Annotated in this window: 22 protein-coding genes; 6 read left to right on the top strand and 16 right to left on the bottom strand. The window is 55.0% G+C overall.

The features are described from left to right. Positions 1-5: 5 nt before the first annotated feature. From H7A51_07035 to H7A51_07050, 4 genes are all read right to left on the bottom strand, one after another. Complete coding sequence (locus tag H7A51_07035) at positions 6-1,148, bottom strand: TlpA family protein disulfide reductase (GenBank protein ID MCP5535976.1); 1,143 nt, start codon at positions 1,146-1,148, stop codon at positions 6-8. A 53-nt stretch (positions 1,149-1,201) separates the two neighbouring features. Next, positions 1,202-1,723, bottom strand: coding sequence for a hypothetical protein (locus H7A51_07040; GenBank protein ID MCP5535977.1), 522 nt, complete (start codon positions 1,721-1,723; stop codon positions 1,202-1,204). Between the two features lie 135 nt (positions 1,724-1,858). Further along, positions 1,859-2,572 (bottom strand): hypothetical protein, encoded by a 714-nt coding sequence (locus tag H7A51_07045; GenBank protein MCP5535978.1) that lies wholly within the window; start codon positions 2,570-2,572, stop codon positions 1,859-1,861. Positions 2,573-2,658: 86 nt separating this feature from the next. Beyond that, positions 2,659-3,414 carry a hypothetical protein gene (locus H7A51_07050; protein MCP5535979.1) on the bottom strand — a complete coding sequence of 252 codons (756 nt, stop codon included), beginning with the start codon at positions 3,412-3,414 and terminating at the stop codon, positions 2,659-2,661. A 547-nt stretch (positions 3,415-3,961) separates the two neighbouring features. Here H7A51_07050 and alr point away from each other — a divergent pair. Beyond that, positions 3,962-5,140 (top strand): alanine racemase, encoded by a 1,179-nt coding sequence (gene alr / locus H7A51_07055; protein MCP5535980.1) that lies wholly within the window; start codon positions 3,962-3,964, stop codon positions 5,138-5,140. A 280-nt stretch (positions 5,141-5,420) separates the two neighbouring features. On the opposite strand, the gene H7A51_07060 is transcribed toward alr, so the two are convergent. Together H7A51_07060 and H7A51_07065 are read right to left on the bottom strand one after the other, a co-directional pair. Next, positions 5,421-6,209, bottom strand: a complete 789-nt coding sequence (locus H7A51_07060) for a hypothetical protein (protein ID MCP5535981.1) — start codon at positions 6,207-6,209, stop codon at positions 5,421-5,423. A gap of 243 nt (positions 6,210-6,452) precedes the next feature. After that, a complete protein-coding gene (locus H7A51_07065; GenBank protein MCP5535982.1) occupies positions 6,453-10,019 on the bottom strand; it encodes a bifunctional proline dehydrogenase/L-glutamate gamma-semialdehyde dehydrogenase in 3,567 nt (1,188 codons plus the stop codon). A gap of 117 nt (positions 10,020-10,136) precedes the next feature. On the opposite strand from H7A51_07065, the gene H7A51_07070 reads away from it, so the two are divergent. Further along, a complete protein-coding gene (locus H7A51_07070; GenBank protein MCP5535983.1) occupies positions 10,137-10,895 on the top strand; it encodes an AraC family transcriptional regulator in 759 nt (252 codons plus the stop codon). Here H7A51_07070 and H7A51_07075 read toward each other — a convergent pair. Then, positions 10,886-13,597 carry a hypothetical protein gene (locus tag H7A51_07075; GenBank protein ID MCP5535984.1) on the bottom strand — a complete coding sequence of 904 codons (2,712 nt, stop codon included), beginning with the start codon at positions 13,595-13,597 and terminating at the stop codon, positions 10,886-10,888. The two genes, H7A51_07070 and H7A51_07075, sit on opposite strands and share 10 nt — an antisense overlap. A gap of 99 nt (positions 13,598-13,696) precedes the next feature. On the opposite strand from H7A51_07075, the gene H7A51_07080 reads away from it, so the two are divergent. Then, positions 13,697-15,100 carry an MBOAT family protein gene (locus H7A51_07080; protein ID MCP5535985.1) on the top strand — a complete coding sequence of 468 codons (1,404 nt, stop codon included), beginning with the start codon at positions 13,697-13,699 and terminating at the stop codon, positions 15,098-15,100. A gap of 12 nt (positions 15,101-15,112) precedes the next feature. Then, complete coding sequence (locus tag H7A51_07085; GenBank protein ID MCP5535986.1) at positions 15,113-16,102, top strand: SGNH/GDSL hydrolase family protein; 990 nt, start codon at positions 15,113-15,115, stop codon at positions 16,100-16,102. Between the two features lie 132 nt (positions 16,103-16,234). Here the strand turns inward: H7A51_07085 and pyrF are convergent, their stop codons facing one another. Genes pyrF through H7A51_07100 form a run of 3 tightly spaced genes read right to left on the bottom strand, consistent with a single transcriptional unit; the run spans position 16,235 to position 18,277 of the window. After that, positions 16,235-17,005: an orotidine-5'-phosphate decarboxylase gene (pyrF, locus tag H7A51_07090; protein MCP5535987.1), complete on the bottom strand. Its 771-nt coding sequence runs from the start codon at positions 17,003-17,005 to the stop codon at positions 16,235-16,237. Between the two features lie 18 nt (positions 17,006-17,023). Continuing rightward, positions 17,024-17,593, bottom strand: a complete 570-nt coding sequence (locus H7A51_07095; GenBank protein ID MCP5535988.1) for an SET domain-containing protein-lysine N-methyltransferase — start codon at positions 17,591-17,593, stop codon at positions 17,024-17,026. Between the two features lie 36 nt (positions 17,594-17,629). Beyond that, the gene (locus H7A51_07100; protein MCP5535989.1) at positions 17,630-18,277 is read right to left on the bottom strand and encodes a hypothetical protein; all 648 of its coding nucleotides are present in this window, start codon (positions 18,275-18,277) and stop codon (positions 17,630-17,632) included. A gap of 204 nt (positions 18,278-18,481) precedes the next feature. Here H7A51_07100 and H7A51_07105 point away from each other — a divergent pair, with 204 nt between their 5' ends. Then, positions 18,482-19,360, top strand: a complete 879-nt coding sequence (locus tag H7A51_07105) for a ParB/RepB/Spo0J family partition protein (protein MCP5535990.1) — start codon at positions 18,482-18,484, stop codon at positions 19,358-19,360. Between the two features lie 38 nt (positions 19,361-19,398). Further along, complete coding sequence (locus H7A51_07110) at positions 19,399-20,352, top strand: M28 family peptidase (protein ID MCP5535991.1); 954 nt, start codon at positions 19,399-19,401, stop codon at positions 20,350-20,352. A 17-nt stretch (positions 20,353-20,369) separates the two neighbouring features. On the opposite strand, the gene H7A51_07115 is transcribed toward H7A51_07110, so the two are convergent. From H7A51_07115 to H7A51_07140, 6 genes are all read right to left on the bottom strand, one after another. Beyond that, positions 20,370-20,753 (bottom strand): acyl-CoA thioesterase, encoded by a 384-nt coding sequence (locus H7A51_07115; GenBank protein MCP5535992.1) that lies wholly within the window; start codon positions 20,751-20,753, stop codon positions 20,370-20,372. Then, positions 20,753-22,000: a beta-ketoacyl-ACP synthase II gene (gene fabF, locus H7A51_07120; protein ID MCP5535993.1), complete on the bottom strand. Its 1,248-nt coding sequence runs from the start codon at positions 21,998-22,000 to the stop codon at positions 20,753-20,755. The genes H7A51_07115 and fabF overlap by 1 nt, the downstream gene beginning before the upstream one ends. 122 nt (positions 22,001-22,122) lie before the next feature. Then, positions 22,123-22,365, bottom strand: a complete 243-nt coding sequence (locus H7A51_07125; protein ID MCP5535994.1) for a zinc ribbon domain-containing protein — start codon at positions 22,363-22,365, stop codon at positions 22,123-22,125. After that, entirely contained in the window at positions 22,362-23,186 is an 825-nt protein-coding gene (locus tag H7A51_07130) for a hypothetical protein (protein MCP5535995.1), read from the bottom strand. Before H7A51_07130 ends, H7A51_07125 begins: the two co-directional genes overlap by 4 nt. Before the next feature lie 67 nt (positions 23,187-23,253). Continuing rightward, on the bottom strand, positions 23,254-23,691 hold the full coding sequence (locus H7A51_07135) for a hypothetical protein (protein ID MCP5535996.1): 438 nt from the start codon (positions 23,689-23,691) through the stop codon (positions 23,254-23,256). Then, positions 23,688-24,371 (bottom strand): MotA/TolQ/ExbB proton channel family protein, encoded by a 684-nt coding sequence (locus H7A51_07140; GenBank protein ID MCP5535997.1) that lies wholly within the window; start codon positions 24,369-24,371, stop codon positions 23,688-23,690. Before H7A51_07140 ends, H7A51_07135 begins: the two co-directional genes overlap by 4 nt. Positions 24,372-24,542 lie beyond the last annotated feature (171 nt).

Below are 24,542 nucleotides of genomic sequence, written 5' to 3' on the forward strand. Positions count from 1 at the left end.
CGCAGCTACTTGACGGGCACCTTGTCCGCTTTGGGCTGCAACAAATCACTGGCCACAGCATCGGCAAAGGCACCCACCACGCCACGGTATTGAATGACGCCTTCCTGGTCGACCACCATGCAATGAGGCCACGAACCGATCCGGTAGTGCTTGGCAATCTCCTGATTCGGGTCGGAAAAATTCCTCCATGTGACAATCCTGTCGGCTTCCAGCGACCTGAGGTTGGTCAATGAATCACGGTTCACACCGAGTATGAGAAATGCCTGGGACGCCTTGCTGGCAGCGCTTTTCCGGAGTAGCTCCAATGACCTTGAAGCATCCGGATCCCAGCTCGACCAGAAGACGAGCATGACCACCTTGCCCCGGAAATCGCTCAGCTTCAGTGGCCGGTTCCCCGAGTCGACGCCAACAATGTCGGGAGCGGTGCGCCCTTTGGAGAGGTTGTTGATTTTGAAAAGCTCATCACGCGCGATGTCCGCCACGGTAACATTACCCACCTTGACATCGGCACTCTTGATCACAGCCTCCCTGATATTCTTGATCCGTTGCTCCATGATACGCGGATCATCACCCAGGCTTCCCAGCATGATGGAGGCAGCCAAAGCCGCCTGCCCCTGCACCTTGGGGTCCGGGTTGTTTTTTTGGATTTTCTCAAGTAATTTCATCCCCCGTGATTTAAGCGGAATACTGCCAGGTGCAGGCACCTCACCCGAGTCATTGAGATGAACCATGGCGATGCAAAAACGTCCCACCAAGGGACTGTTCACGTGATGTTCCTCCACAGCATTGAGAAGAGCCCTTTGGGACTCGGGTTTCAACGACGGGTTCCCCTCTTCATCGATACCCTGGTCGTTTTCAAGCAACCACGCGCCATACTTCAATGTCCAGTCATGGGCCAGATCCCTCGCTAACAACTTCTTCAACTTTGTGGCATACTCTGTGGGATCAGGTCGTTTTTTGACAATCATATCCAAGGCACGTGCGTCGGGTGCCAGTCGCATCTCGGTGAGCCAAAGTCGGTGCAAACGGTCGTATTCCTGGATAATGGCGGAAGCCTCGGCATCGGTAGCCGCTGGTGCAGTTTGCACAAACGACATCAGACTAACCAGGACTGCCAGACTGGCAAAGCGGATGGTGTTCAATCTCATAGGGGGTTCAAGATATCAGGGTTCGCCATCTGATCAAGGGCAAGAACCGAGAGCTACCGTGGATCCATCATCGCTTGCAATTCCCGCTGGAATGCCAGGATATCAGGCTCCGTGGGACGATACCCCGCGGTATCCGGATCAACCCCAAGCCTGCCGGCCTCATCCACATACCACCCCCCCCCCTGCCCGTCGGAAAAGGTGACCCGACCACTGGCCATCACACCAGGACGTGCAATCTCATCGATCGTGACGGTGACTTTGGCCACGGCTCCGTTTTCAGTAGCCGGGGGTATGATTTCCAGATCGTCTTCTGTCAATGTGTCAACCTCGCTGGCATCGGGTGCGTTTTTTGCCGCTTCCGCAGCCACAGCCGCTTCTGCCTCGGCGGCCTCCTGCGCAAGGTTCCTGATTTCCACCCCAAGATCAAGCACCAGAAAACGCGTGTCCATGTAGGTGAGTCGTATCCCCATCTCATCTTCCATACGCTTCTGGATATCGGCAAGCTGGGCGCCATCGGCGGCCCACTGCGTGATTGAGCTGACCTGGTCATCGGTAAGTTTTTTGGCATCAAACATAGTGTCGCGCTTATTTAAGACGGCTACGCGCGTGATGCAAGACAATGAAGCATTGTTTTGAACGCCCATTGTCCGCAGACAACGCATATACACTTTATGCTCTTTATGCTTCTATACGCAAAGGTCACATCTTCGTCATGCTGTCTTATTCTGGATTTCGTGGTTCACTGAAGTTAATTGGATTGGCATCTTTTTCAACAAACTCTGTAAACAGCACACAATATCGTTTAACAAGGGAGCATACTCATGTGAATGCAATCCTAACAACTTAACACGACCTTTATACACTGCATCATGAAAGCAACAACCCGGGATCTCTAATCCGCCAAGCCGAATTAACATTTTTGCAGCACCGTTAGAATCACGCAGAGAAGCAAAGGCAGGGAAAGGACTAGAAAAACAGCTTGTAAACGCCCATACCATTGCAGGCATCAATAAGGAAAAAATCCTTTCGGATCTTATATCTGGATTCATATACCACCCTGAGACTTCAAAATAAACTCTGCTTTCAGGCTCAATTGCACGAACGAATTCAATAATTTTATCTGTCTCACTTTTTTTGCTAGAACGCTCTAGAATATCCGAACAGAACCATTCAGCCTTTTCATTCTTAAATTGATGCGCGGTACCGCGAATACTTCCAACCAGTAGATTGCCTCTTCTCAGCAGGAAATGAATAGATCGACGATCTACACCTTCGAGGTTTTCCAGTGTGGGATGCTGGAAGCCACATCGATCCACTACTCCTCGGTCAAGGTATGAAGTCAGCCTGCCTTTCGCAGCAGCTCGGATCGCATGCAAGCCCGCAAAAGGCTCATAAACGCACAAGCCAAGTAAATCAGTTGGCATATGTGGGATGTGATACGCTGGACCACAAACCACACTCCATTCATAGCCTCGCTCAGAGAGAGACTCGAGTTGACGAATAAACTTCATTAGTAGGCGACCAATTCCTCCAAATCTGCATATTCACCATTCTCACTTCGTTCAATTGATGAGGTGGCATCGAAATACTTGGAAGTGAGCGGATCACTGGCAATCGCCCACCCTGCCATACGTAAGTACATGATCGCCCCAATGTTGGCGCCCTCAGTCAAGTGCACTAAATCCTCTTCCTTAAGCGGAGCAGATTCAAGCGCTTCGACTATCTCGGCACCATGTGGAAGGATCTCATGAAAATGGATAGTAAGAAACCTTGTGTTTGATTTATTGAGATAAGGTGCATTATCAAGTAAACGATGCCCTAAATCTCCCGCGCCAGCCCCCAAGTTTTCCAATACCATTGCTGCGCCCAAGCGAACAAACGGGCGATGCTCTACGATTTGGTCCATGTATGCCCACCACAGACTGACATCCAGTGTGCAGGGGAGTGGCTTGACATTCATCCGCTCCAAATCCACTTCTGCGACTTTGTAATGGGGCTCCTCTTCAAGGGCAAATTTAAACAAAAAGTTTCTCAACCGGTTCTTACCACTTAACTGCGGGTGGCCTGCGACTTTAAAAAATGATCGCTGCACTCCCTTTGTCAGGTGATATTGAAACGAAAGGTATTTAATATACATTTCCTGCGTAAGCCCCCCATTTTCCTCTACTTTTTTGAGCATACCTGCAAAGGTGGCCTTCGCTTTCTCGACTACGGCTAACGTGTCAGATAAGTCGGTTCGTTCTTTGATGTTCGTTTCGTTGTTCATTGCTTGTTTCTTAGTTGTTTCTGTGGGGTGTTATGATGTCGTTGTTATTGGGTATTTTTGACACACCATCTCAAAACACATGGGTTTTTATACCGATCTGGCGAAAGGCTCAGAAGGATGTCATAACCCTATTCGCAATTAACATCCCCAGGTTACACATCAAAAAGCATATTATGTAGATTGTGCCTTACCCTCCCCATTTCGTTCCTGGTTGAGACAAAAAAGCATTCAAAACAGGAATGCTCTCGACACTTGCAAATTCTGCGGCGTCATGATGAGTTCCATGATCCCGGAGAGCACCTTCTCCAACATACCATCGCAGGACAGTCCCTTTGTTTCTCTATAAAAGGTCTGCCCCTTAATTTATGACCCCTTAATTTATGATTTGTGATGGGGGGTTGCTGTGGCGTGTGGCTTACGCCTCTGGATTCTGTAGCTGCGGGCGGGAAACCCACTCTCCCCTGGAGCGCGGTTTTCCCTAACCGTCACCCCAACCGGTGCTTGCTCAACCCGCCTATTTCATGAAGCGTTCCGGATGGCTGCGGTTATGGGTACTTTGGTATTTTGGTATTGGGCTATTAAAAAAAAGCACTATATTCGCGCCGTGCCAGATCCCCGATCAGCTTACCCCGTTTCCCACCCACGCGCATGGGCGGAGATTAACCTTGGACACCTGAAACATAATTACGCAGCGGTGCGCCGCCACCAGGATGGCGGTATCATGGCCGTTTTGAAGGCCGGCGCCTACGGGCATGGGATTGAAAAAATCGCCCAGGCACTCGAAAGCCTCCCCTGTGACTCGGCGCCGGTATTTTTCGGTGTAGCCAGTGTGATCGAAGCCCGCCGACTCGCCGAGGCGGGTATCAAGACCCGCATCTACCTTCTCGGCCCGACCTGTCCGTTTGAGCGTGAGGAAATCGTCGCCCGCAACTGGACCCCCTGTATTTCCAGCATCGATGAAGCAGAGGATTTCCATCAATTGGCAGCGGGCCAACGGCTGCAGGTGCACATCACTGTCGACACCGGCATGGGCCGGGGCGGATTCCTTCCCCATGAACTCAAGGATTTGATGCCCGGGCTCGACCATTTTTCCAATCTGGAGATCGAGGGCATCGGCTCCCACCTGCCTTCCGCCGATGAAGACGAGGCTTTCACCAGGGCGCAGTATGAGTTGTTTGATGGCTTGATCGAACAACTGGGTGCCGACCGGTTCCGGTATATCCATCTGGCCAATAGCGCGGGGATTCTAGCTTATCGAAGTCGGTATACGAACCTCCACCGGCCAGGACTGATGCTCTACGGCATCTCCCCGCTCGCGTCATTCCAGACCGAACTCAAACCGGCTCTCAGTTTAAAATCGAAAGTCTCTCTCGTGCGTACCCTGCCGGCCGGACATGGGATTTCCTATGGTCGGGATACGGTGTTAGAACAAGAAACCAAGGTTGCGACCATTGGAATCGGTTACGGAGACGGCTATCCACGTGCCGTTTCATCACAGCATGCCAGTGTCATCATCAACGGTATCCGCTGCCCGCTGCTCGGTCGGGTTACCATGGATCAGATCATGGTGGATGTATCCGCCCTGCCAGACTGCCGGAGCGGCGACGAAGTGGAGCTTTTTGGAGAAAACATCCTGGTGAGCGAAGTTGCCCGACTTGCGGGCACCATCCCATGGGCGGTATTGACGGGCATCACGCCCAGGGTCACACGCATCTATCATGCGTAGTGCCGTAGGCGTTGCTGTCGGCATCACACGTTGCATAGCGGCAATTCCCGCATTATAGAATTGTCCGCTCCCCATCGTTAACGTCCGTCCCGAGTATGGACACAACATGAATCGGCGCAAAGACGAGTCCAGAGGCACCGTCCACTTTTTCTATCGACACCTCGTATTAACAGATCGTTAGAGTCAGCCACGGTTAGAGCCGGTCGCAGGCTAGTAAAAAAATTTGCCCGGCACGCAGAACGCACCGGGCAAAGAATCAATAAGTTATCTGTTGTTCCGATTAGAACTTAACGGATGCTTCAAGGCCGAAGACAAACTCGTCGTCCTCTTCGAGGGTGGTACCTGCTGGGTCAAGAGCACCGAATCCCTGGCTGTAAGTGACAAATGGTGTCAGGGTCAGGTTGTCAGTGGCGCTGACGGGCAGGCCGAGTGTGAGGTATGCGTGGTTCCAGTCGCTACCGGTGTTGAGGGCACCTGTGCCGCCAATGTTGTCCCAGTAGTCGAATGAGTAAGCAACTCCGACAGTCACGTCGAGGCCGACTTTTTCACTGAGTTCGAATCCTTTTTTCAGGCTGAGTTCAACGTAGGTGCCGTCAAGCTGGTCTACGTCGTGAGCAACAAAAAGATTCACATCTCCACCTGTCAGCGGGCACTTGGTGCCGACATTCAGGTAGATCTCACTGGTGTCGAGATCGAAACCGCTGACAGAGCTGAGGACGTTGGCCAGATTGTGATACTGGTAACCGAGTTCAACGCTGTAGCAATCGTTTGCGTAACGAACGCCGGCGCGGTAGCGGTTGTGGTCAACACTGGTGTCAGACAGAGTATTGATGTTCACTCCGGCAACGAGGCTCCAGTTGTCATTCAGACCGTAGGCCAGGTTAAGTTCGGCGTCATAGACGTTGTCTGTATCGGCACCAAACAGTCCGGCGGCATCGGAAAGAATTCCATTAACGCCACGGAAGTTATACTGGCTATTGTAGGTAAGACTAAGGTCTCCCTCGAGTTCTGCGTATGCAGGAGCGGCAAGCGCGATGGCGGCGGCTCCGGCGATCATTGTTTTTTTCATAGTTTGTCTGGTTTATTCGGGTTGGTTGTTAGGGGGTGTTTTATTCATAACCGGAAATTACTTTCCGATTAGTGTATGACTGTCTAAATGCTTCATAAGCATCTGACAATAGTAATTGTGACGATTTCGCCATATTTCTCAAGGACAAACTTAATAAATGGTAATAATAAACTGAACTTTCTAAAATAACCGCCATTAAGCCAGTTTCCGAGATTTGGCATGAGGTTATTTTTAGGATTAACCTCAAGATCCGTGAAGAATATCGGTGGCCCGGGGAATGACATTTCCATAGCGGTGGGTTGTCTCACTCACAGATTGCTCCCGCAAGTAGCCGAGCAATTCGAGTCGACCGTTAGCTAACGGAATTGATGTGATCGTCTGCAAGGCGGCATCGTTCGCAGCGCGTTGCAATTCGAGACTGGGGGAAACGACACGGAGAATCCCGTACCGGGAGCCACAAGTGGGAAGTCGTTTAACCAATGACTGCTCTGTTTCCTCCACAACCGGGAACGGCATCGCCTTGGTGAGGGCAGACTGTTTTTCGATCGAGATATCCATCGTGATACCACAGGTGGTCGCAGCAAGACCCACCCGGGCCAAGTCGATTCCACTCATACCGTCTGCACGGACGAGAATACGGGGATGCGGCCGGTAACGGAAATGGTTGCTCTCGCCGTGTAGTCCGGTGGGGTCGTGTTCGATGGAAAACTCATCCTTCCACCAACGTGCGTAGCTGGCGGCCGAGGCTTGCAGCGAATCCACCTCATCCGGTATGACTTTGCAAATGGTTTCCAGGAGCGCGGCGACCGTGTCGCCAAGACCAGCGCTTTGTTTGGGGAGAGCATCCTGAGTCCATGTGGCGAGGGTGGAAACGTAGTTAGGCCCCCCTGCCTTGGCACCGGGACCGAAGCATGAGTTTTTCCAACCACCGAATGGTTGGCGCCGGACAATGGCACCGGTGATACTGCGGTTGATGTAAGCATTACCCACTTCCACCTTGTCGCGCCAGATGGCGATCTCACGCGCATCCAACGAATGGATACCACCGGTGAGGCCGAAGTCGGAGTCGTTCTGAATCCTGATGGCGTGTTCGAGGTCATTGGCGCGAATGAGGCCTAACACAGGGCCAAAACACTCGGTGCGGCGGTACCAGCTATCAGGCTGCACGCCCATTTTTATCCCGGGTGACCAGAGGCAGGGGTTGTTATCAACCATCTGCGGTTCTAACAACCATGTCTCATTGTCATCGAGGGTCGTCTGCGCACGCGAGAGATCGGCATCGGGTTGGTGGATGACCGGAGTCACGATTGACGTGGGATCCCACGACGGCCCCACTTTCAAACTGGCGGCGGCATCACGTAGTTGGCGGATAAACGCCTCGTTGTCGTAAAGATCGGCTTCGATGATAGCGAGAGAGGCTGCGGAGCATTTCTGACCAGCATGGCCAAAGGCGCTTTTCACCAGATCTTTCACCGCCTGGTCGGGGTCGGCAGCCGAGGTGATGATCAGTGAGTTTTTACCACTGGTTTCAGCGAAAAGCCGCATCTCCGGCTTCCAGTCCTGGAACATCCGACCTGTGTCGTAGGCTCCGGTGAGGATGACGCCAGCCGTCCGATCATCGGTGAGCAAGTTGCGACCCACTTTCCTACCGGAGCATGGTACGAACTGGAGCGCCTCCTTGGGAACCCCGGCCTTCCAGAGCAGTTTGCACATCTCCCAGGATGTCAGCACGGCTTCGGACGCTGGTTTCATGATCACGGTGTTACCGGCCATGAGAGCGGCAAGAACACCACCGCAGGGAATGGCGAAGGGGAAGTTCCATGGTGGGGTGATGACGATGGTTCCGAGCGCCTTGGGGACCGTGCCATCAAAAAACGCAGCGTCGTTCAGACTGTCCGCATAGTAGTTGGCAAAATCAATGGCCTCACTAAGCTCACCATCGGCTTCGGGGACGGATTTACCTCCGTCGAGCATCATGGTGGCGATGCAGTGCCCGCGTGCCTTACCTATCTCAACACCACACTGCTTGAGGATTTTACGACGCTCCGCGATACCCTTGGCCTCCCAGGCGGGCTGGGCATCGACAGCGCATTGCAGGGCCCGGTCAATGCCTTCGGCATCGGCGTAGCAAAACTTGTAAGCCTCGACACCCGGGCGAGAAGGATCGGCCCCCGTCAGCACCTCATCTGTTTGCAGAAACTCCCCGGCAATCTGGACCGGGATGGTTTCGATGGGGGTGTTTTTGAAGGACTCAACCACACTGAGAATCCAGCGCATGTTGTGTCGCAATGACCAATCGGTGTCGGCTGCATTGCGGAAAGGCGCCTCAAGATCGAGTTCGATTTTCTCTGTGCTACGATCCTGTTTTCGGCTTGGCACGGTGCTGACTTCGTCGCGGCGTCTGCAAGCGGTGAGGAACATTTGTTTTTGTTTGTTCCAACTGGCATCCCCTACTTGCATGCCGAACAGATCACGCAGGAAATTCTCATCCGCGGTATTTTCGTCAAGCCGCCTGACAAGGTAGGCAATGGCTGAGTGGAAGTCCTCTTTTTTAACCACTGGTGCGTAGAGCAGGAGTCCATCCACCGCATCACGGACAGCACGCGCCTGGTGGTTCGCCATCCCCTCTAACATTTCAAATTCGACATACTCTTCCACTCCGTAACCCGCCCTCAGGAGCATGGCGTAGGTGATTTCAAAAAGGTTGTGACTCGCAATCCCCAGATGCACCACCTTGGCATTCTCCGGGTGGCATCCATAGTGCACCATGCGTTTGTAATTGGCATCGACGTCTGCCTTGGTCGAGTAGGTGGCAAGTTCCCAGTCGTGCAGACTCGCCTCCACTTGTTCCATCGCGAGGTTGGCTCCTTTGACGATACGGATTTTGATGGTTGCCCCGCCCTGCTCCACCCGTTGACGGGCCCAGTCGGTGAGGCATTTCTGCACCTCGTGGGAATCCGGAAGGTAAGCCTGTAATACGATACCGGCTCTCAATGTTAGGAATTCGTCTTCCATCAGCACCTGCCTGAATGCATCACAGGTCAGATGCAGGTCCCGGTATTCCTCCATGTCGAGGTTGACGAATTTGGGCGACTGTGTGCCATCGTTCTGGGTGAAGGTATTTGCCTGTGCCGTGCGATAGAGCCGGCGGAGGCGTTGCTTGATTTGCTCCAGTGTCTGGTCATAGGCGACCAGGTTGATCTGACTGAATATGGCGGATATTTTCACCGATATGTATTCGCAATGCTCGCTCTCGAGGCGTGCGACCACTTGGTCCATACGATTGGCTGCCTCTTCCTCACCAAGGATCGCCTCACCCAGTTGGTTGATATTCATCCGGATACCCTGCGCCTTGCGTTTGCGCATGTGCGGAGTGAGAAGCTCGTCCTCACTGGGAAGAATCACGCTACTGCTCTCACCACGCATTTTCCAGGTGATCGCAGGCATCACCATATCGGGTGCTGCCGCAGAGGCCAGACTACCCAGGCGCATAGCCACTTGCTCGTGTATGGGCAAATAGGTGGGAATTCCATACTCGCTAATCAGGTAACGGAACTGGGATGCCGAACGGGAATCGGTGGGAGAACGGAACACCTGGTCGGCCATGGCGAGGGTCAGCGTTTTACCCATCGGGTCGTCCATCATGCGTGCCATCTTCCACCCCTGGTAACGCTCGGAGAGTTTTTGGCCACGATTCGATATCTTGAGGATTTCGGCCGCCAGGTCAACGGCCAGGTCTCCGACTTGTTCCTCTGAAAGTTCATTGGTTTTCACCTCTTGCAGGCGCTCTTGGATAGAATTTTTCTTCATCTCGAGAATTGTATACAGAAACCACGGTGATCGTCTTGACCGATATCACCACACCCCTCGTCGATCTCGGCAAAAATCATTCTATATTTTCGTCCCGATACATGATTCAATCCCGTCGTGCCTGCCATCCCACATGCCACAGTCAACCGTCTGCGCAATGAGTTCCTCGCGCAACTCGCTACCCCCTTGGTAGCTGAGCGGCTATTTGCCGAGGTTCCGGATATTGTGTTTTGTATGAAAAACCTGGATGGTCTCTATATTTCCGCCAACCCGGCCTTTGCCGAGCGTCTTGGCCTCAGATCCGTCGATGAAATCCTCGGCAAAACAGCCGTCGATCTCTTTCCGCCCCATCTCTGCGCCACCTACCAGGCACAGGATGAAGTCGTCTTCCGGCAAGGGCGCGAAATCCGCGACCAGCTGGAGCTCATCTTCAACCGCGACGGCTCGGTCGGTTGGTATCTGGCTAGCAAGATCCCCTTGGTGGGGAAAAACGGAACCGTCATTGGCTTGGCCTCGATTTCGCGTGACCTGTTAACCCCCGGCGATGAAGACCTGCGATTCGCTGGTCTGGCCAAGGTAATCGAACGCATCCAACATGATTATTCAGACGACCTCAAACCCTCATCCCTTGCCAAAACAGCGGGACTCACCCTCACCCAGTTAGAACGCCGGATGCGCAAGGTGTTTAAACTCACCACCTCCCAGTTCATCCGCAAAACACGCATCGAAGCCGCCGCCCGAATGCTTACTAATACCGACAAAGCCATCATCGACATCGCCCTCGACTGCGGCTACGGCGACCAATCCGCCTTCACCCGACAATTCAAATCCACCGTCGGCATGGCACCCGGCGCGTATCGTGGGGCCTACCGGTAGCGGGTGTCGTGGCGGAGCTCGTGGACCATGACTGTTAGGGCGTGGTTTTTCTGGGTTTTCCACTCGGTGTAGCCCAGGGGGAGGAGGCGGAAGCCGGCGCGGCGGAGGACCTTGCAGCGATGGAGATCGACAGCGGGGAAGGTTTCTCCGGGGTAGCCGATGAGATCAACACCCATGACGTTGTCGTTTTCCATCAGCAGTAGATCCACACTGACTCCGGCGACGCGTTGGCAGGGGCGGACTTCGATACCGCGTTCGTGCAGGGCGGCGGCGACTTCTTCGGCGAATTGGTCAGCGCCGCATCGCTGCCCGTGCGGGCGGTCATCAACATCAAGCTGACGGATGTATTCGCCTAACAAACTATGCGCCGGCAACTGGTTGGCATCCAATGACCGGTAGACAAGCTGCATCGATTTCGCCCGGGTGATGGAGACATTGAACACATCCTCCCGTTCGAGGAACCGGAGCGTCGAGCAGCCCACGTTTTGATCCACACAGAGCGAGATAAACATGACATCGCGCTCCTCACCCTGGAAACTATGTGCGGTGCCGATGAGCAGCCGGTGCGCATGCAGTATCCGGTGAAGTTTCTTCTGGCAGAATTCCTCTTGCAAACGCGCACGGATGGCTTCGACCTGGTTGCGGAAGGGCGAGAGGATACCCACACTTGGGCAATGGGTGTCGGGGAGATGTTGAGACTGGTAATAGAGCGTCAGCAGGTCTTTGAAAACGGCATCCATCTCGGCGGAGTTGACTCCATTTTCATCACGCAGGCCCGGGACACGAGTGTCCTTGAGGGAGGATTCCTGATTCTCCCAGGGTCGCTCGCGCATGACTTGCAGGGAGTTCTGATAGAAGCGTTTGTTGCTAAAGGCAATGATGCGCGGGGTGCTTCTAAAGTGCTCGTTGAGGAAGCCTATCTGGTCGTGGCTCTCAACCATGGCGGCGGCGTGGTCCATCAGACTGATATCGCGGTAGTTGTAGCGTTCCTGCTCATCGGCGCCTACACCTAGCTCAGCTGCCAGCGTGTGTTGTCGGGATTTGGCGAGGAAGGACATATGGCGGAGCTGGCGGGTATCGCCTGCGATGACCAGACGTTTGGCGCGTTGCATGATCGGCAGCACGCTGGCGAGATCGCACTGGCTTGACTCATCGATGATCGCCACGTCGAAGAGTTCCTTATCCATGGGAAGAACCCGGTGGACGTCCTCGAGGTTGACCAGCCACACCGGCAAGGCTGAGAGAACCGAAGTGACATCCATCGAACGGAACACCTCCTCCTGCTCACTGCCCCGGTATTTCCGCAGGGCATGGAGCATGAGTTTGAAGTTTTTGTGGGTTTTCTTTTCCCGGTAAGCATCGAAGAGCAGACGCTTGCGTTGTTTCCGGAGGTAGGTTCCCAACTGCCGTTCACGCTGGATGTAGAGATCGTTGAGATAGCTGGTGAGCTCCATCAGCAGCTTGCGGTTTTGCACGCGGTTTTTTGCCCATGCCTGCTTGATCCGGTCGATCCAGTTCGGGTTGGGGTTGGCCAGCAACTCACCGCGCGACAGAGCTTTCGACCATTCCGCCTCAAGCTCCAACTCATCGGCATGAAGGTCACGCATGGTGTTGTTCAGCTGGGAATACAGAGCCTCCAGTTCTTCTTCGAAGGGCAGGTCGGCGGTCATCTGGCCAGCGAGGAATGCTTCGATGAAACGCTTGAGCTGGACGAGATGGCCTTGTCGACCCGCCCTGACGGTGACCTCTTCGCCGCCTAACATGGTATCGATTTTCTCATGTACGACATCGACCGCGTGGTCTTTACCGGAGGCGACCAGCACAGTCTCGCCACGCGCGACATGATTCAGTGCGATGGCGGCGATGGTAAACGACTTACCGGTCCCCGGAGGCCCGTGGCAGAGCGTCACGGGATTGATCCGGGATGAGGCAAGGATACGTTCCTGTGACTGACTGAGAAGTGCAGGCACGGCGGAAAAAGAGTCGGCATGCGGGTAGGTTTGCATCGGAGCCACACCTAACATAATCCCCAACGGCTTGGACCATGCGCTTTTCCCCAAGGAGGTCAGGATGTCGAGCTCATCCAGCACACCGCGCGAGGAAACTGAGCGTGGGATGATGCCGACGGCGGCGGCAGGCAGCAAGGTCAGCCGGGGGTGTCGGGCCGCCTCGTTGATGGCAGTGCGGTCGGCGAGTGTTGGCCACTGCCAGAGAGCCTCCGCCTGCACCCCAAGCTGCGCGCACCAATCGCGGATGGCGCCGATCACCCCATCGGTGAGTTCGCCACCACGGAGGATGTCCGAAAGCAGGTCGGGATCGGTTTCGAGGATTTCCAGCGCCCGCGGATTGATACGCCAGCGGTTGGTTTGGATGGTCAGGGCGGCCTGGTTTTCCGCTGGAAACTCAGCTTGATAGAAAACAAGCGGCGCACGGACGGCTTTACCCTCGTGCTGGCCGCAGAGGAACAGGCAGGCGTAAACCACTTCCTGTTCGCGCCGGTAAAGGGCTGCGTGCGGGGCGGCTTTTTCACCGTAGGACGGGGGCAGCACAATCTCGGGCAGATCCCCGGAGGCGAGCTGTTCGTTTCCTTTGAGCACGCGTTGGTGCAGCACCTTGCTCCCCATGAAGTCCCCCACCCCGGAGCGCGCACGGTCCTCGCGATAACACTCGCGTAACCATCTCACCACGTTTTCTGCTGCCATCGTCTGGATTCAAAGCCAAGCAGCCTCCCACGTCAATGCATGGCTTGGTATTTGCTATTTGGAGTTTGAAATTTGGAATTTAGAACCTACACACAGCGCGTGCTCTTCAACAGCTATGCCTTCTGGATATTTCTCGCCCTGGTCTGGGCGATCTATCGGCTGTTGCCCCACCGTGGGCAGAATGTGCTGCTGCTGGTGGCGAGTTATTATTTCTACGGCTGCTGGGACTGGCGGTTTCTGCCGCTGATTCTGACCACGACGCTGGTGAATTACTACACGGCGATTGGGATTGAGAAGAGCGACAGCCCGAAGCAGCACCGTTGGCTGATGGTGGCCTCCGCCATTGTTTCGCTCGGGCTGCTTGGCTTTTTCAAATACTACGGGTTTTTCACAGAGAGTGCGGCTGAAGCGCTGGGCTGGCTCGGGTTCCATGTGAACATGCATATCCTCAACATCGTGTTGCCGGTGGGGATCTCGTTCTACACCTTCCAGACGATGTCCTACACGATTGATGTCTACCGGGGACAGGTGAAGGCAACCCACTCGCTGACGGATTTTGCGCTCTACGTCGCCTATTTCCCGCAGTTGGTGGCGGGGCCGATCGAGCGATCGTCCTCGTTGCTGCCGCAGATCACCCATCCGCGCAGGCAGCGGACGGGGGATTTCTCCGAGGGGCTGAATTTGATCCTGATGGGACTGTTGTTAAAAGTGGTGATCGGCGACAACCTGGGATTCATCACCGACGGCATTTTTGGGGCTGGAAAAGGAGACATCACCGGCACGGATGCGCTGGTGGGGATCTATTGTTTCGCCTTCCAGATCTACGGTGACTTTGCCGGTTATTCATCGATCGCACGCGGCGTTTCCAAGTGGTTGGGAATCGACCTGATGACGAATTTCAGGATGCCCTACCTGGCACGCAACCCGTCGGATTTCTGGCAGCGGTGGCATATCTCCCTGTCGTCCTGGCTGCGCGACTACTTATATATCCCGCTCGGTGGCAACCGGGGAAGCTCCGCGAAAGTTTATCGCAACCTGATGCTCACGATGCTGCTCGGCGGCCTCTGGCATGGCGCAGGCTGGACGTTTATCGTCTGGGGGGGGCTGCATGGGATCATCCTGTGTATCTACCGTGCCCTGGGTGACAGGTTCACCCTGCCCAAACTATGGGGCCGGGTGGTTGCGACCCTTTTCTTTTTCCACCTCGTCTGCCTGACCTGGCTGTTTTTCCGGGCTGATTCTTTTGCCCAGGCCTGGGAGATGCTGCGGCTTATTTTTACGCAGCAGGAGATGACCGCGTTGTCGCGCTACGGGCTCGGTATGATTGCTTTCTTCTGTGGCCCGTTGATGGTGTACGAAGTGTGGCTCAACAAATACCACTCGCTGCGCCATCTTGAAACCGTTCGCTGGGGCTGGCGGGCGGCTGCTTACTGTTATATTGTTTTTATGTTGATTGTCTTTCCGCCGCCTGTGTTCGGGCAGTTTATTTATTTCCAGTTTTAAACTCTTCAAACTATGCCTCACGATTACGATGCCCTGCCCAACGATGCCCATGCGCCGTCGTTCAAGCAGGAGTTGCGCGTGGTGGCGGTGCTGGTTGGATTTATTATTCTGTTGGAAATCATCGCGAGAATCATCGCGCCGACGCTTGATTACGACCGGGAACACATCCACGCCTTTCCCTCGGTCATTGAAGACCTCGAAAAACGGGCCGGGGAGTCGGGCAAACCCCGCGTGGTTTTCTTTGGTAACTCACTGATGATGCACGGACTTCAGGAAGAGACGGTTCACCAAGAACTGGCAGCGATTGGAGGGCCGGAAATTGAATCGACCAAGATCACGCCTGTAGGCACGGCGATGCTCGACTGGGTTTACCTTTACCGTCGGTATTTTGAAACCGAAGGCAGCCATCCTGACCTGATTGTGGTCGGATTTGTCGCCCATCACATCCACGATCAGGAGCCGATCAAACTGCGCCGTTTATCCCGCCATTTTGTCACCACCAAAGACCTTCCCAACCTGTGGAAAACAGAGGATATGGGATTCCACCAGACCGCCCAATCGATTCTCTGTAACATCAGCGCGCTCGAAGGCGACCAGCCTGAACACCAGTTAGGCATCCTCTACACGGTGGTATCCGACTACCGCAACGGAGTGAATAAAAACAACCAGCTGATCAGTGCGGCGGCTGAACGTCGGGCCAAGGAAAGCGGCCATGCTTCAGGTCAAGCGAAGGAAACCTACCAGCGCATGGAACGCTTTATCCAACGCTGCAAGGAGTATGGGGTTGAAGTCTGGTTTGTGCCGATGCCCCAGCCCGAAGTCTGGGATTACAACGAGGCCGCGACTGAGCTCGCCGAGAAATACGGTATGAAGGTGCTCGACGCCCGCAGCATCGACGGCATGACCGAGGCGGATTTTTCAGACGGCTACCACCTTGGGGAAACCGGTGGAGAGAAATTCAGTAAATGGATGGCGGGGCAATTGAAACAACACATGCCGTAGCCAAAAAGTAGGGCGACTTTGTAAGTTGCCGACAAACTTGGTGGATGCTTCGTGCTTGGCTTGATTATTCCTTGGGTTGCCGGCAACTTACAAAGTTACCCTACTTTAGCTAATCCCAAAAACTATCGCAGCTCAGACCGCCAACTGCTCACTCCATTGCTTCGCTTTTTGCGTGAATGATTTTTCGGTGTCGGCGTAGCTGATGCCGCGGGAGACGTTAACGACATCCGGAGCGGTTCTGTTTCTACCTTGCAGACTGGCGAGGTCGCCGCCCTGGGCACCGAGGCCGGGAATGAGGAGCGGGCTGTCGACGATGCGGTCGAGCACTTCCTCGCTGGCGTTGGTGAGACCGACGACGTAGCCGACGTCGGTGGCCCGGTTTTCTGCGGCGGCGCGTTTGCCGAGTTCCTGGACGAGTTCAAAAACGTAGCGGCCATCGGCGAGCTTCTGGCGTTGGAAATCGGCACTGCCCGCGTTGGAGGTCACGGCTAACAAATAGATCCCCTTGCCTTCCCAATCGAGGAAGGGTTCGATGGAATCATAACCTAAAAAGGGATTGAGAGTCACCGCATCGACGCTCCAATTTTCGAAATACGACTTCGCGTAATACCTCTGGGTTTCCCCGATGTCAGACCGCTTGGCATCCAGGATCACGGGGACTTCGCCCGGCATCTCTTGCAGCATTTCCTGAAGGATTTCGATGCCGCGCAGCCCCATCGCCTCGAAGTAGGCCATGTTGGGTTTGAAGGCTGCTGCATATTCGGCGGTCTCCCCGACGAGTCGACGCAGGAAGTCCGGCACGGTGTCGATACCTCCCGAAAGCTCGGGCCTTGGGTCGATGCCCACACAAAGTCGCGAGCCAACGGATGCGATGCGGTTTGCAAGTTTTTCAGCGTAATTCATGTTGGAAAATATGCGGGTTCAAGCGCTCGCTTTGTTGCCCTTTTTCTTAGCCAGCCTTTTGCGCAGTTCAGGCCATTGCTCCTGGGTGACGATGTAGCCGACACAGTGATCGCTGCCACATCGGCATGGATGGTCCTCGTAACACTCGATATCAAAACCGTAGTCGAAGGTCAGCTCCTCGCCTTCCTTGATATCACGAAGCGAGTAGATGTAAACGCGCCGACCTATGATCCACGCCTCACAGTTAGGATCGCAGGAGTGATTGATCAGGCGGGCGGTGTTCCAGGGCACATTACCATCGATATCCCATTGCTTATCGAGGGTAAAGATATAGACGGCGGCATCGCCGTGCTCCTCGTGGCGGGCGTATTGATCCCAGGCGCGGTCTTCGCTGATTTCCTTGTTGATGGGTTCACCGACGTATTCGATCACTTCGGTTTCCCCGGGGATATCCTTGGTCGCATAGACGCCCCGACCGTGGATCTCCGACCCCCGCACCTCACACCAGTCACTCTGGGCGCGCTCGTAAAGTTTTTTCATCTTGCGAACCAGCTTGGCCTCGCGCTGTAGTTTTTTCTTTTTGGACATAAATCAGAGGGATGCACAGGAGGCATCGGCTTGTGTTTACTCAATCTCACGGGCGCTCGACTCGGGCAAACCGAGTTCTTTTTCATCGCCGGGCAAGGAGGGAAACAGGCTGCGCAAGTCTTGGAGCGTCGGCTTCATCCCCGTGAGAAAATACCAGTCGTTCGCCCCCTTTTCAGATATGGCGACGGTATAGCTCTGCTCTTCCAGCACCCGTATTTTTCCACCTTGCTGCATATCCGGCACCTTGACCCGCGTTGTCGTCGGCACGATGGCTAGCCAGTGCTCAACAATGATCTCCTGACCCGATGCATCCTTGACCGGAAGGCCTGTCTCGGGGTCGATTTTCTTGGATTTCCAGACATCAAAAAATGCCGTCGGCCGGTCCGCGCGATATGCGGTAACCGTCAGCCTCATGTTGAGGCGCTGCTGGGTGGCGGCAAGCAACTGCGCCTCAAGCTTGTCCATCCCGCCCACACGCTTGGCCAGCCGCCTTTTCCATCGCGGGTACATCCGGTCCTGGCCGTATTTGAAATTCCCCTTCATCATCTCCGTGCCAAGCTTCTGCACAGCTTCCTGGGCTGAGACAGCAATGGCCGGGTCCACGACAACCCGCTCGGCATGGAGAGCATGGACAGGGGCGCATACCATCAATATGGCGAGAAATGGGCAAACAAATGTATTCATAGGATGTGTCTGCCCCTATTCATTCCCCCGGCTGGCTGGAAAGTCAAGCCGTGCATCACATCAACAACCATGCAACCAGCCGGACCCGGGGGGGGCTTTGCCGACCCCCATCCGTGTATAATCAACCCTTCCGGTCTAGTTTTCTAAAAATCTTTCAAAATCGGCTTTGCAATATTGGTACTAATGCGTCTATCCTGCCCCCCTATGGCAAAAAAGGCATTGGGAAAAGGACTGGGGGCTTTGATTAAAAAACAGCCGTCTGCCAACGACACAACTTCGGCAAAGGATGCACCGCGGCCTGATTCACATGTAGCGATCGACGAGGTCTTGCCAAGCCCGTTACAGCCGCGCAAGCAGTTTGTCCAGGGCCAGCTCGATGAGCTGATGGAGTCGATTCGCCAACACGGCATCATCCAGCCACTCATTGTCCGCAAGGTCAACGGCAAGATGGAACTCATCGCAGGAGAGCGCCGCTGGCGCGCATCCAAGGAACTCGGGCTCAAGGAAGTGCCCATCGTTATCCGCGAGGCCACCGACCATGAGGTCCTGGAGATGGCTCTGATCGAAAACATCCAGCGCAAGGACCTCAACCCCATTGAAGAGGCCCAGGGTTATGTGCGGCTCGCCAAGGAGTTTGAGATGAAACAGGAAACCATCGCCAAGAGCGTGGGCAAATCCCGTGCCGCCGTGGCCAATGCCATGCGCTTGATGGAACTCGACCCCAGCATCAGGGACCACGTGGCACATGAACGCCTCAGTGTCGGGCACGCCAAAGCCATCCTTTCGATCAAGGATCACGACTTGCAACGACTGGCGGCAGACCAGATTCTGAAAAAATCCCTCACCGTCCGCGCCGCTGAGAAGCTCGTCAAGGAGCTGACCAACCCGAAGAAGAACAAATCGGGCAAAACCACCAGCCGCGAGGCTGATGCCGTGATCAAACAGATCCAAAGCTCCCTGCGCGAACGTTTTGCCACCGAGGTCAAGGTGAACCACAGCCCGAAAAAAGGGAAAATCGAACTTACCTACTACGGCAATGACGACCTGCAACGCATCCTGGACTTGTTAGGCATCCAACTTTAAGATTGCTCTCGCTGCGGTTCCTTTATTCACTACGCGCCGTGAAAGCCAAACTTGTTGTTGCCCTCGTCATCCTCGCTGCCATGACCGGCGTCTATCTGCTCTGGCAACATGGCGGTCCCGCAGACAAGCACGGCAAAGCCGCCTACGCACACACCGAAGCCATCCTGGCCTGCGGCCCCCGCCCGGCTGATTCACCAGGGTTGGCCAAAGCCCGGGCATACATTTCCAGCGAGCTGGCCAAACACGGCTGGAGTACGATGAGCCAGTCAATCGAGCGCAACACCCCCGTCGGGAAGCGCACCTTTGTCAACCTCATCGCCCGCTACCAACCCGGTGAGCTGGCGTCTCTGGAGGATTTGAAAAAGCTCCCGACCAAAGGTATTCTCGGAGCCCATCTCGATTCCAAACAGATCCCGGGAATCCCCAATTTCCTCGGAGCCGATGACGCGGCATCCGCCTGTGCGCTGATCATCGAACTGGCTGCCAGTCTGGCGAAAAACCACCCCGGACTCGCCAAGCAGCTGGAGGTCGTCTTTTTCGACGGTGAGGAAGCCTTCGGGGAGCATATCACGCCGACAGACGGGCTTTACGGCAGCCGCGCCTACGCCATCACCCTCTACGGCAGAACCCCCAAACCTGACTTTGGCATCGTGCTCGATATGGTTGGCCACAAAAACCTCAAGGTGGCCATCCCGGGTGATACACCAGCCGCATTGAAAACCAGCCTGATGAGTGCCGCTGAAAAACACGGCTACAGCAAACACTTTACCCAGATTAAACCGACAGCCAACAACCCCGAGGGAGCCATCATCGACGACCATCTTTTCCTGAACAAGGCGGGCGTTCCCACCATCGATATCATCGGTGCGGATTTTTCTGACAGCCATTGGTGGCATCAGGAAGGCGATGACATGGAGCTTATCTCAGCCGAGAGTTTAACCATTTCCTACCACGTCACCATGACCATGCTGGAGGAGCTTCTTGCGAAGTAGCGGTCGGGGGTCAGGGGTCAGGGGTCGGGCGTCAGGATTTTCCGCCAGTTGGGATCGAGTTCCACTGGGGTGCCATGGTCGTCCACGCGGACGGTTTTCATATTGCCTCTTGCGACTGGAGTTCCGTTAGAATTCATGGAAAACGACCACTGCACGGAACTTCGGCCGGTTTTCACCGGGGAAATAGTGACGTCCACGGTGTCGCCTACCTTTACCGGGGCGAGGTAGTCGCAATCGACATGCACCCGCGGCCAGCCACCGCCGGAGAGGAGCGGGATACCTGCTTTTTCCAGCAAATCATGTTCCGCCTCCTCGGCATAACAAAGGAGGCGGGAAAAATGCACCACCCCCGCCGCATCGGTATCGGCGAACTGAACGCGGCGTTTGTAGCTGTGCTCCATTAGTCGATCTCGCGCACCAGCACGGAAGCATTGTGGCCACCAAAGCCGAAGGAGTTACTGAGCGCCGCCTTGACTTTCACCTCGCGGGCAACGTTCGGTGTGTAGTCGAGGTCGCATTCGGGATCCTGGTTTTCCAGGTTGATGGTTGGAGGTATCACGTTGTCCTTGATCGCCATGAGGCAAGCGGCAAGTTCCACCCCTCCTGCGGCACCGAGCAAGTGACCGGTCATGGATTTGGTGGAGCTGACGATCAGTCCGTCCTTGGCGTGGTTGCCGAAGCTCTTTTTAATCGCCTTGGATTCACAGATGTCTCCCAGAGGAGTGGATGTTCCGTGGGCGTTTACGTAGGTGACTTCTTCAGGATTCATCTTGGCATGATGTAGCGCCATGTCCATGCAGCGAGCAGCTCCCAAGCCCTCGGGGTGAGGTGACGTCATGTGATAGGCGTCGCCGCTGATACCGTATCCGGCAAGTTCAGCATAGATGGTAGCACCACGCTTTTTCGCATGTTCGTATTCCTCGATCACAACCACACCAGCACCTTCACCCATGACAAACCCGTCACGACCCGTATCAAACGGACGGGATGCACGCTCTGGCTCGTCGTTGCGTGTGCTGAGTGCCTTCATGTTACTGAACCCAGCCAGGCCCATGGGCAGGATACTGGCCTCGGCACCACCACAGACAAAGGCATCGGCATCACCGAACTTGATCATCCTCCAGGCTTCCCCGATGTTGTGGTTGGCGGTGGCACAGGCGGTGACGATCACCATGTTGGGTCCACCAAAACCGTATTCCATCGAAAGAATACCGCTGGCGATGTTGGAAATCATCATCGGTATCACAAAGGGAGAAACGCGGGAGGCTCCGCGTGTAAGAAGTTTTTCATGCTCGGTTTCGAGTGTGCCGAGACCGCCGATACCACTACCGAGCATCACGCCAACGCGATCGCGGTTGATGCCTTCGTCATCGAGCTTGGCGTCATTGACCGCCATCTTGGATGCCGCGATAGCAAACTGGGCATATCGATCGCAGCGGCGGGCGTCTTTGGGGTTGTTAAACCATGGCGCAGGGTCAAAGCCCCTGACTTCACCGGCAATTTTCGATGCATACGGCTCTGGATCAGTCAATGTGATCGGCCCAATACCGCTTTTACCTGCTTTGAGACCATCCCAGGTACTCTGCAAATCATTTCCAAGAGGACTGAGAACCCCGATACCTGTGATGACAACTCTACGATCGTACATATGTTTATAATGTGGATTGAACCCGCATGATCCCGACTGCCACCGATGTGACAGCACCGTCGCGCGATGCGCGCATTATCCAGTAGATCGGCATGAGTGCAAGCCTCGATAACGACTGTACCTCACCCGAGTCGGCGGGAATCTCCACGGTCGTTGGCCCGACCGCACTCAGGGCACTCGGGGGAACGGTCCCTGCTGCGGTCCTGATACACATGGCCACAGGCGCGACAGCGCATGATCTGTAACTGCCTTGCACGGATGGTGGATCTTCGTTTGAGCGCGGCACCCAGCGAATAAAACCCAATGATCAGCATGGCGACACCAACCACCCAGAGGAAAAATTCTTCCAACGTTAGCTCAATCATTCCCTGCTTGCTTCGATTTGGAGTTCAAGTTGTCCACCACCCGGCAGTCTGCCTGCTGACTCGGCCGGTTTGAATGACTGGGTGCGGATCCAGGCGGCGAGGTTTTTGTGTCGGTCCGTGACCTGCGGGGCATCGGCTGTTCCACCGAGTAGAGGAATGCAACTGGTCACAAAGCCCTTGGCATCCAAGCGGATTTGAAAGCGGAACGTCTGCCCGAGCCAGTTGTCGGCGACTAGGTCCAAGGGGAGTGGCACCTCGTCCTGAATAATCCTGTTTTTCAGGGTGCCGATGGCAATCAGCTTGGCGCGAACAAAAAGGTCCCCCCGCAACTCCGCCCCATGGGCCAATCCAGCCTGACGCCACGGGTCCGCCACCCGTCCCAACAGGCCATGATGAGGTTCGATGATAGTTGGCAATCCACGGGCGACCTGCTCCTCGGGCAATGGATTCAGGGCTGCATCGTAGTTCCAGATTTTCCCGAGGAGATGGTTTTTAGCATGGTCGATACGGGTCATTATTTCCGGATCATAAACAGGATCCCAACGCACAGGAAAGGGTGAGCGCTCTTCGACCTGCAGCATCAGTGACTGGCAGTTCGGGTCGTCCTCGGTCAGCATGATCACGAGCCCTTCCCTTTTGGAAAGCAAGGGCGGCTTGATTTCATCAATCTTGATGGCGTAGACAGTGAATGCAAAAAAGCCCACCGCTACCATGAGCGCGATGATTTTTCCAAGGTGGTGTTTTCTAGAGCCACGCCACAGGAAGATCAGGCCCGCCTCGCGATCCCTTTTCTGCCTTTTCTTACGTAAGAAATACATCATACCCTGTGTTGTGATGCTGTGAAAACCTGTACCCGAAGAACCCGTCCATCAAGTCCGGCCAGCAATGTCACCTGTCGTCCTTTCCGATCGGCCTCCCAACCAAACCACAATTCAATCCCAGTTTCAGAATTCTATTCATCACCTCTTTCTCCACGCCGCTGGGAACAGAGACATCCGAGCGGAGTACCGCAGTGGTGATGGTGTCCCCCCCTTCCTCACTGCGTAGTTTGTGTATTTCCGCTTCCAGGTTCTCCATCGGCACGAGGTTTTTATTGATCCACATGGGGGTTCCCGCGTCATCACGGCTGGCCCCCAGGGTCACTACCACGGGATTGTCCATCTGCTCGTAGCGCCATGGAGACTCGTGCACCTGCACGTCGATTCCTGTTTGCTGGACAAACGACGGCCCTAACAAGGGGAACACCAGAATGAGGGCGATGATGTCGAGTCCGGGAATTGTGTGGAGGAAACCCGGGGTCGACGGCAATGTCATCTCGAGTTTCATTTCTTACCCGTTTTCTTGTTGTGCGCGGAAATCTCTTCGGCCTCTTTACGGAACGAAACGATTTCAGCCTGTTCCCGGGCATCGCAGACAATGTTGACCATTTCGATGCCAGCACGTTCAATGCGATGCACCATACGCTTCACCCTTCCGTAAAAGAACAGGTAGAAAAGGTAAACCGGCACGGCGATGGCAAGGCCCAGCCCCGTCGTGATGAGGCTTTCGTACACCCCTCCGGACATTTCCGCCGGCGAGGCAAAGCCTTTTTCCTCACTCACCGCCATAAAGGTTTTTACCAGTCCGCTAACCGTTCCCAACATTCCCACCAAGGGGGCGACGAGAGCCACACCGTAGATGGCCCGGAGGTTGCGTTCCATCCTGGGGACTTCCAACTGACCCGCTTCCTGGGCGACATCCCGCAGGTCACGCCGGGGCAGGTTCTTTCTCATCAGCACCGCATGGGCAACGCGGGCGGTGGGACCGGGCGCGCGCGCGGCCTCGTGAAGGGCTTCGGCAAATGCGCCTTTACGCACATGGTTTGCCAAGCCCAGCAGCAGGTCACCCACATTGATTTTTACTTTCTGGAAGAAGAAAATCCTCTCCAAAATCAACAGCATACTTACAAACGCCAGCAGTGCCAGCACGTAGGCAAATGGTCCTCCTTGTCCAATGAATTGTAACATCGCGCCCCATATTACTACGCTTCAGCAATAATTCCAATTTCCAAATACGTGAAAACGCACTTCGTTTGACAAATGATGGCCAGGCTGCCCCCCCGCTCGAGGCTCCTGCATGCTGTGATTTACTTGGACCCGAACCAGCACAGGTTGAAGCGGGGCATTCCGTCCAGGCTC

This window comes from Akkermansiaceae bacterium (assembly GCA_024233115.1).
Lineage (GTDB): Bacteria > Verrucomicrobiota > Verrucomicrobiia > Verrucomicrobiales > Akkermansiaceae > Oceaniferula.

Bases quoted from the DNA above. Each gene is read 5' to 3' on its own strand.
- H7A51_07035 (MCP5535976.1), bottom strand. From the start codon at position 1,148: ATGAGATTGAACACCATCCGCTTTGCCAGTCTGGCAGTCCTGGTTAGT.
- H7A51_07040 (MCP5535977.1), bottom strand. From the start codon at position 1,723: ATGTTTGATGCCAAAAAACTTACCGATGACCAGGTCAGCTCAATCACG.
- H7A51_07045 (MCP5535978.1), bottom strand. From the start codon at position 2,572: ATGCCAACTGATTTACTTGGCTTGTGCGTTTATGAGCCTTTTGCGGGC.
- H7A51_07050 (MCP5535979.1), bottom strand. From the start codon at position 3,414: ATGAACAACGAAACGAACATCAAAGAACGAACCGACTTATCTGACACG.
- alr (MCP5535980.1), top strand. From the start codon at position 3,962: ATGGGTACTTTGGTATTTTGGTATTGGGCTATTAAAAAAAAGCACTAT.
- H7A51_07060 (MCP5535981.1), bottom strand. From the start codon at position 6,209: ATGAAAAAAACAATGATCGCCGGAGCCGCCGCCATCGCGCTTGCCGCT.
- H7A51_07065 (MCP5535982.1), bottom strand. From the start codon at position 10,019: ATGAAGAAAAATTCTATCCAAGAGCGCCTGCAAGAGGTGAAAACCAAT.
- H7A51_07075 (MCP5535984.1), bottom strand. From the start codon at position 13,597: ATGGCAGCAGAAAACGTGGTGAGATGGTTACGCGAGTGTTATCGCGAG.
- H7A51_07085 (MCP5535986.1), top strand. From the start codon at position 15,113: ATGCCTCACGATTACGATGCCCTGCCCAACGATGCCCATGCGCCGTCG.
- pyrF (MCP5535987.1), bottom strand. From the start codon at position 17,005: ATGAATTACGCTGAAAAACTTGCAAACCGCATCGCATCCGTTGGCTCG.
- H7A51_07095 (MCP5535988.1), bottom strand. From the start codon at position 17,593: ATGTCCAAAAAGAAAAAACTACAGCGCGAGGCCAAGCTGGTTCGCAAG.
- H7A51_07100 (MCP5535989.1), bottom strand. From the start codon at position 18,277: ATGAATACATTTGTTTGCCCATTTCTCGCCATATTGATGGTATGCGCC.
- H7A51_07105 (MCP5535990.1), top strand. From the start codon at position 18,482: ATGGCAAAAAAGGCATTGGGAAAAGGACTGGGGGCTTTGATTAAAAAA.
- H7A51_07115 (MCP5535992.1), bottom strand. From the start codon at position 20,753: ATGGAGCACAGCTACAAACGCCGCGTTCAGTTCGCCGATACCGATGCG.
- fabF (MCP5535993.1), bottom strand. From the start codon at position 22,000: ATGTACGATCGTAGAGTTGTCATCACAGGTATCGGGGTTCTCAGTCCT.
- H7A51_07125 (MCP5535994.1), bottom strand. From the start codon at position 22,365: ATGATTGAGCTAACGTTGGAAGAATTTTTCCTCTGGGTGGTTGGTGTC.
- H7A51_07130 (MCP5535995.1), bottom strand. From the start codon at position 23,186: ATGATGTATTTCTTACGTAAGAAAAGGCAGAAAAGGGATCGCGAGGCG.
- H7A51_07135 (MCP5535996.1), bottom strand. From the start codon at position 23,691: ATGAAACTCGAGATGACATTGCCGTCGACCCCGGGTTTCCTCCACACA.
- H7A51_07140 (MCP5535997.1), bottom strand. From the start codon at position 24,371: ATGTTACAATTCATTGGACAAGGAGGACCATTTGCCTACGTGCTGGCA.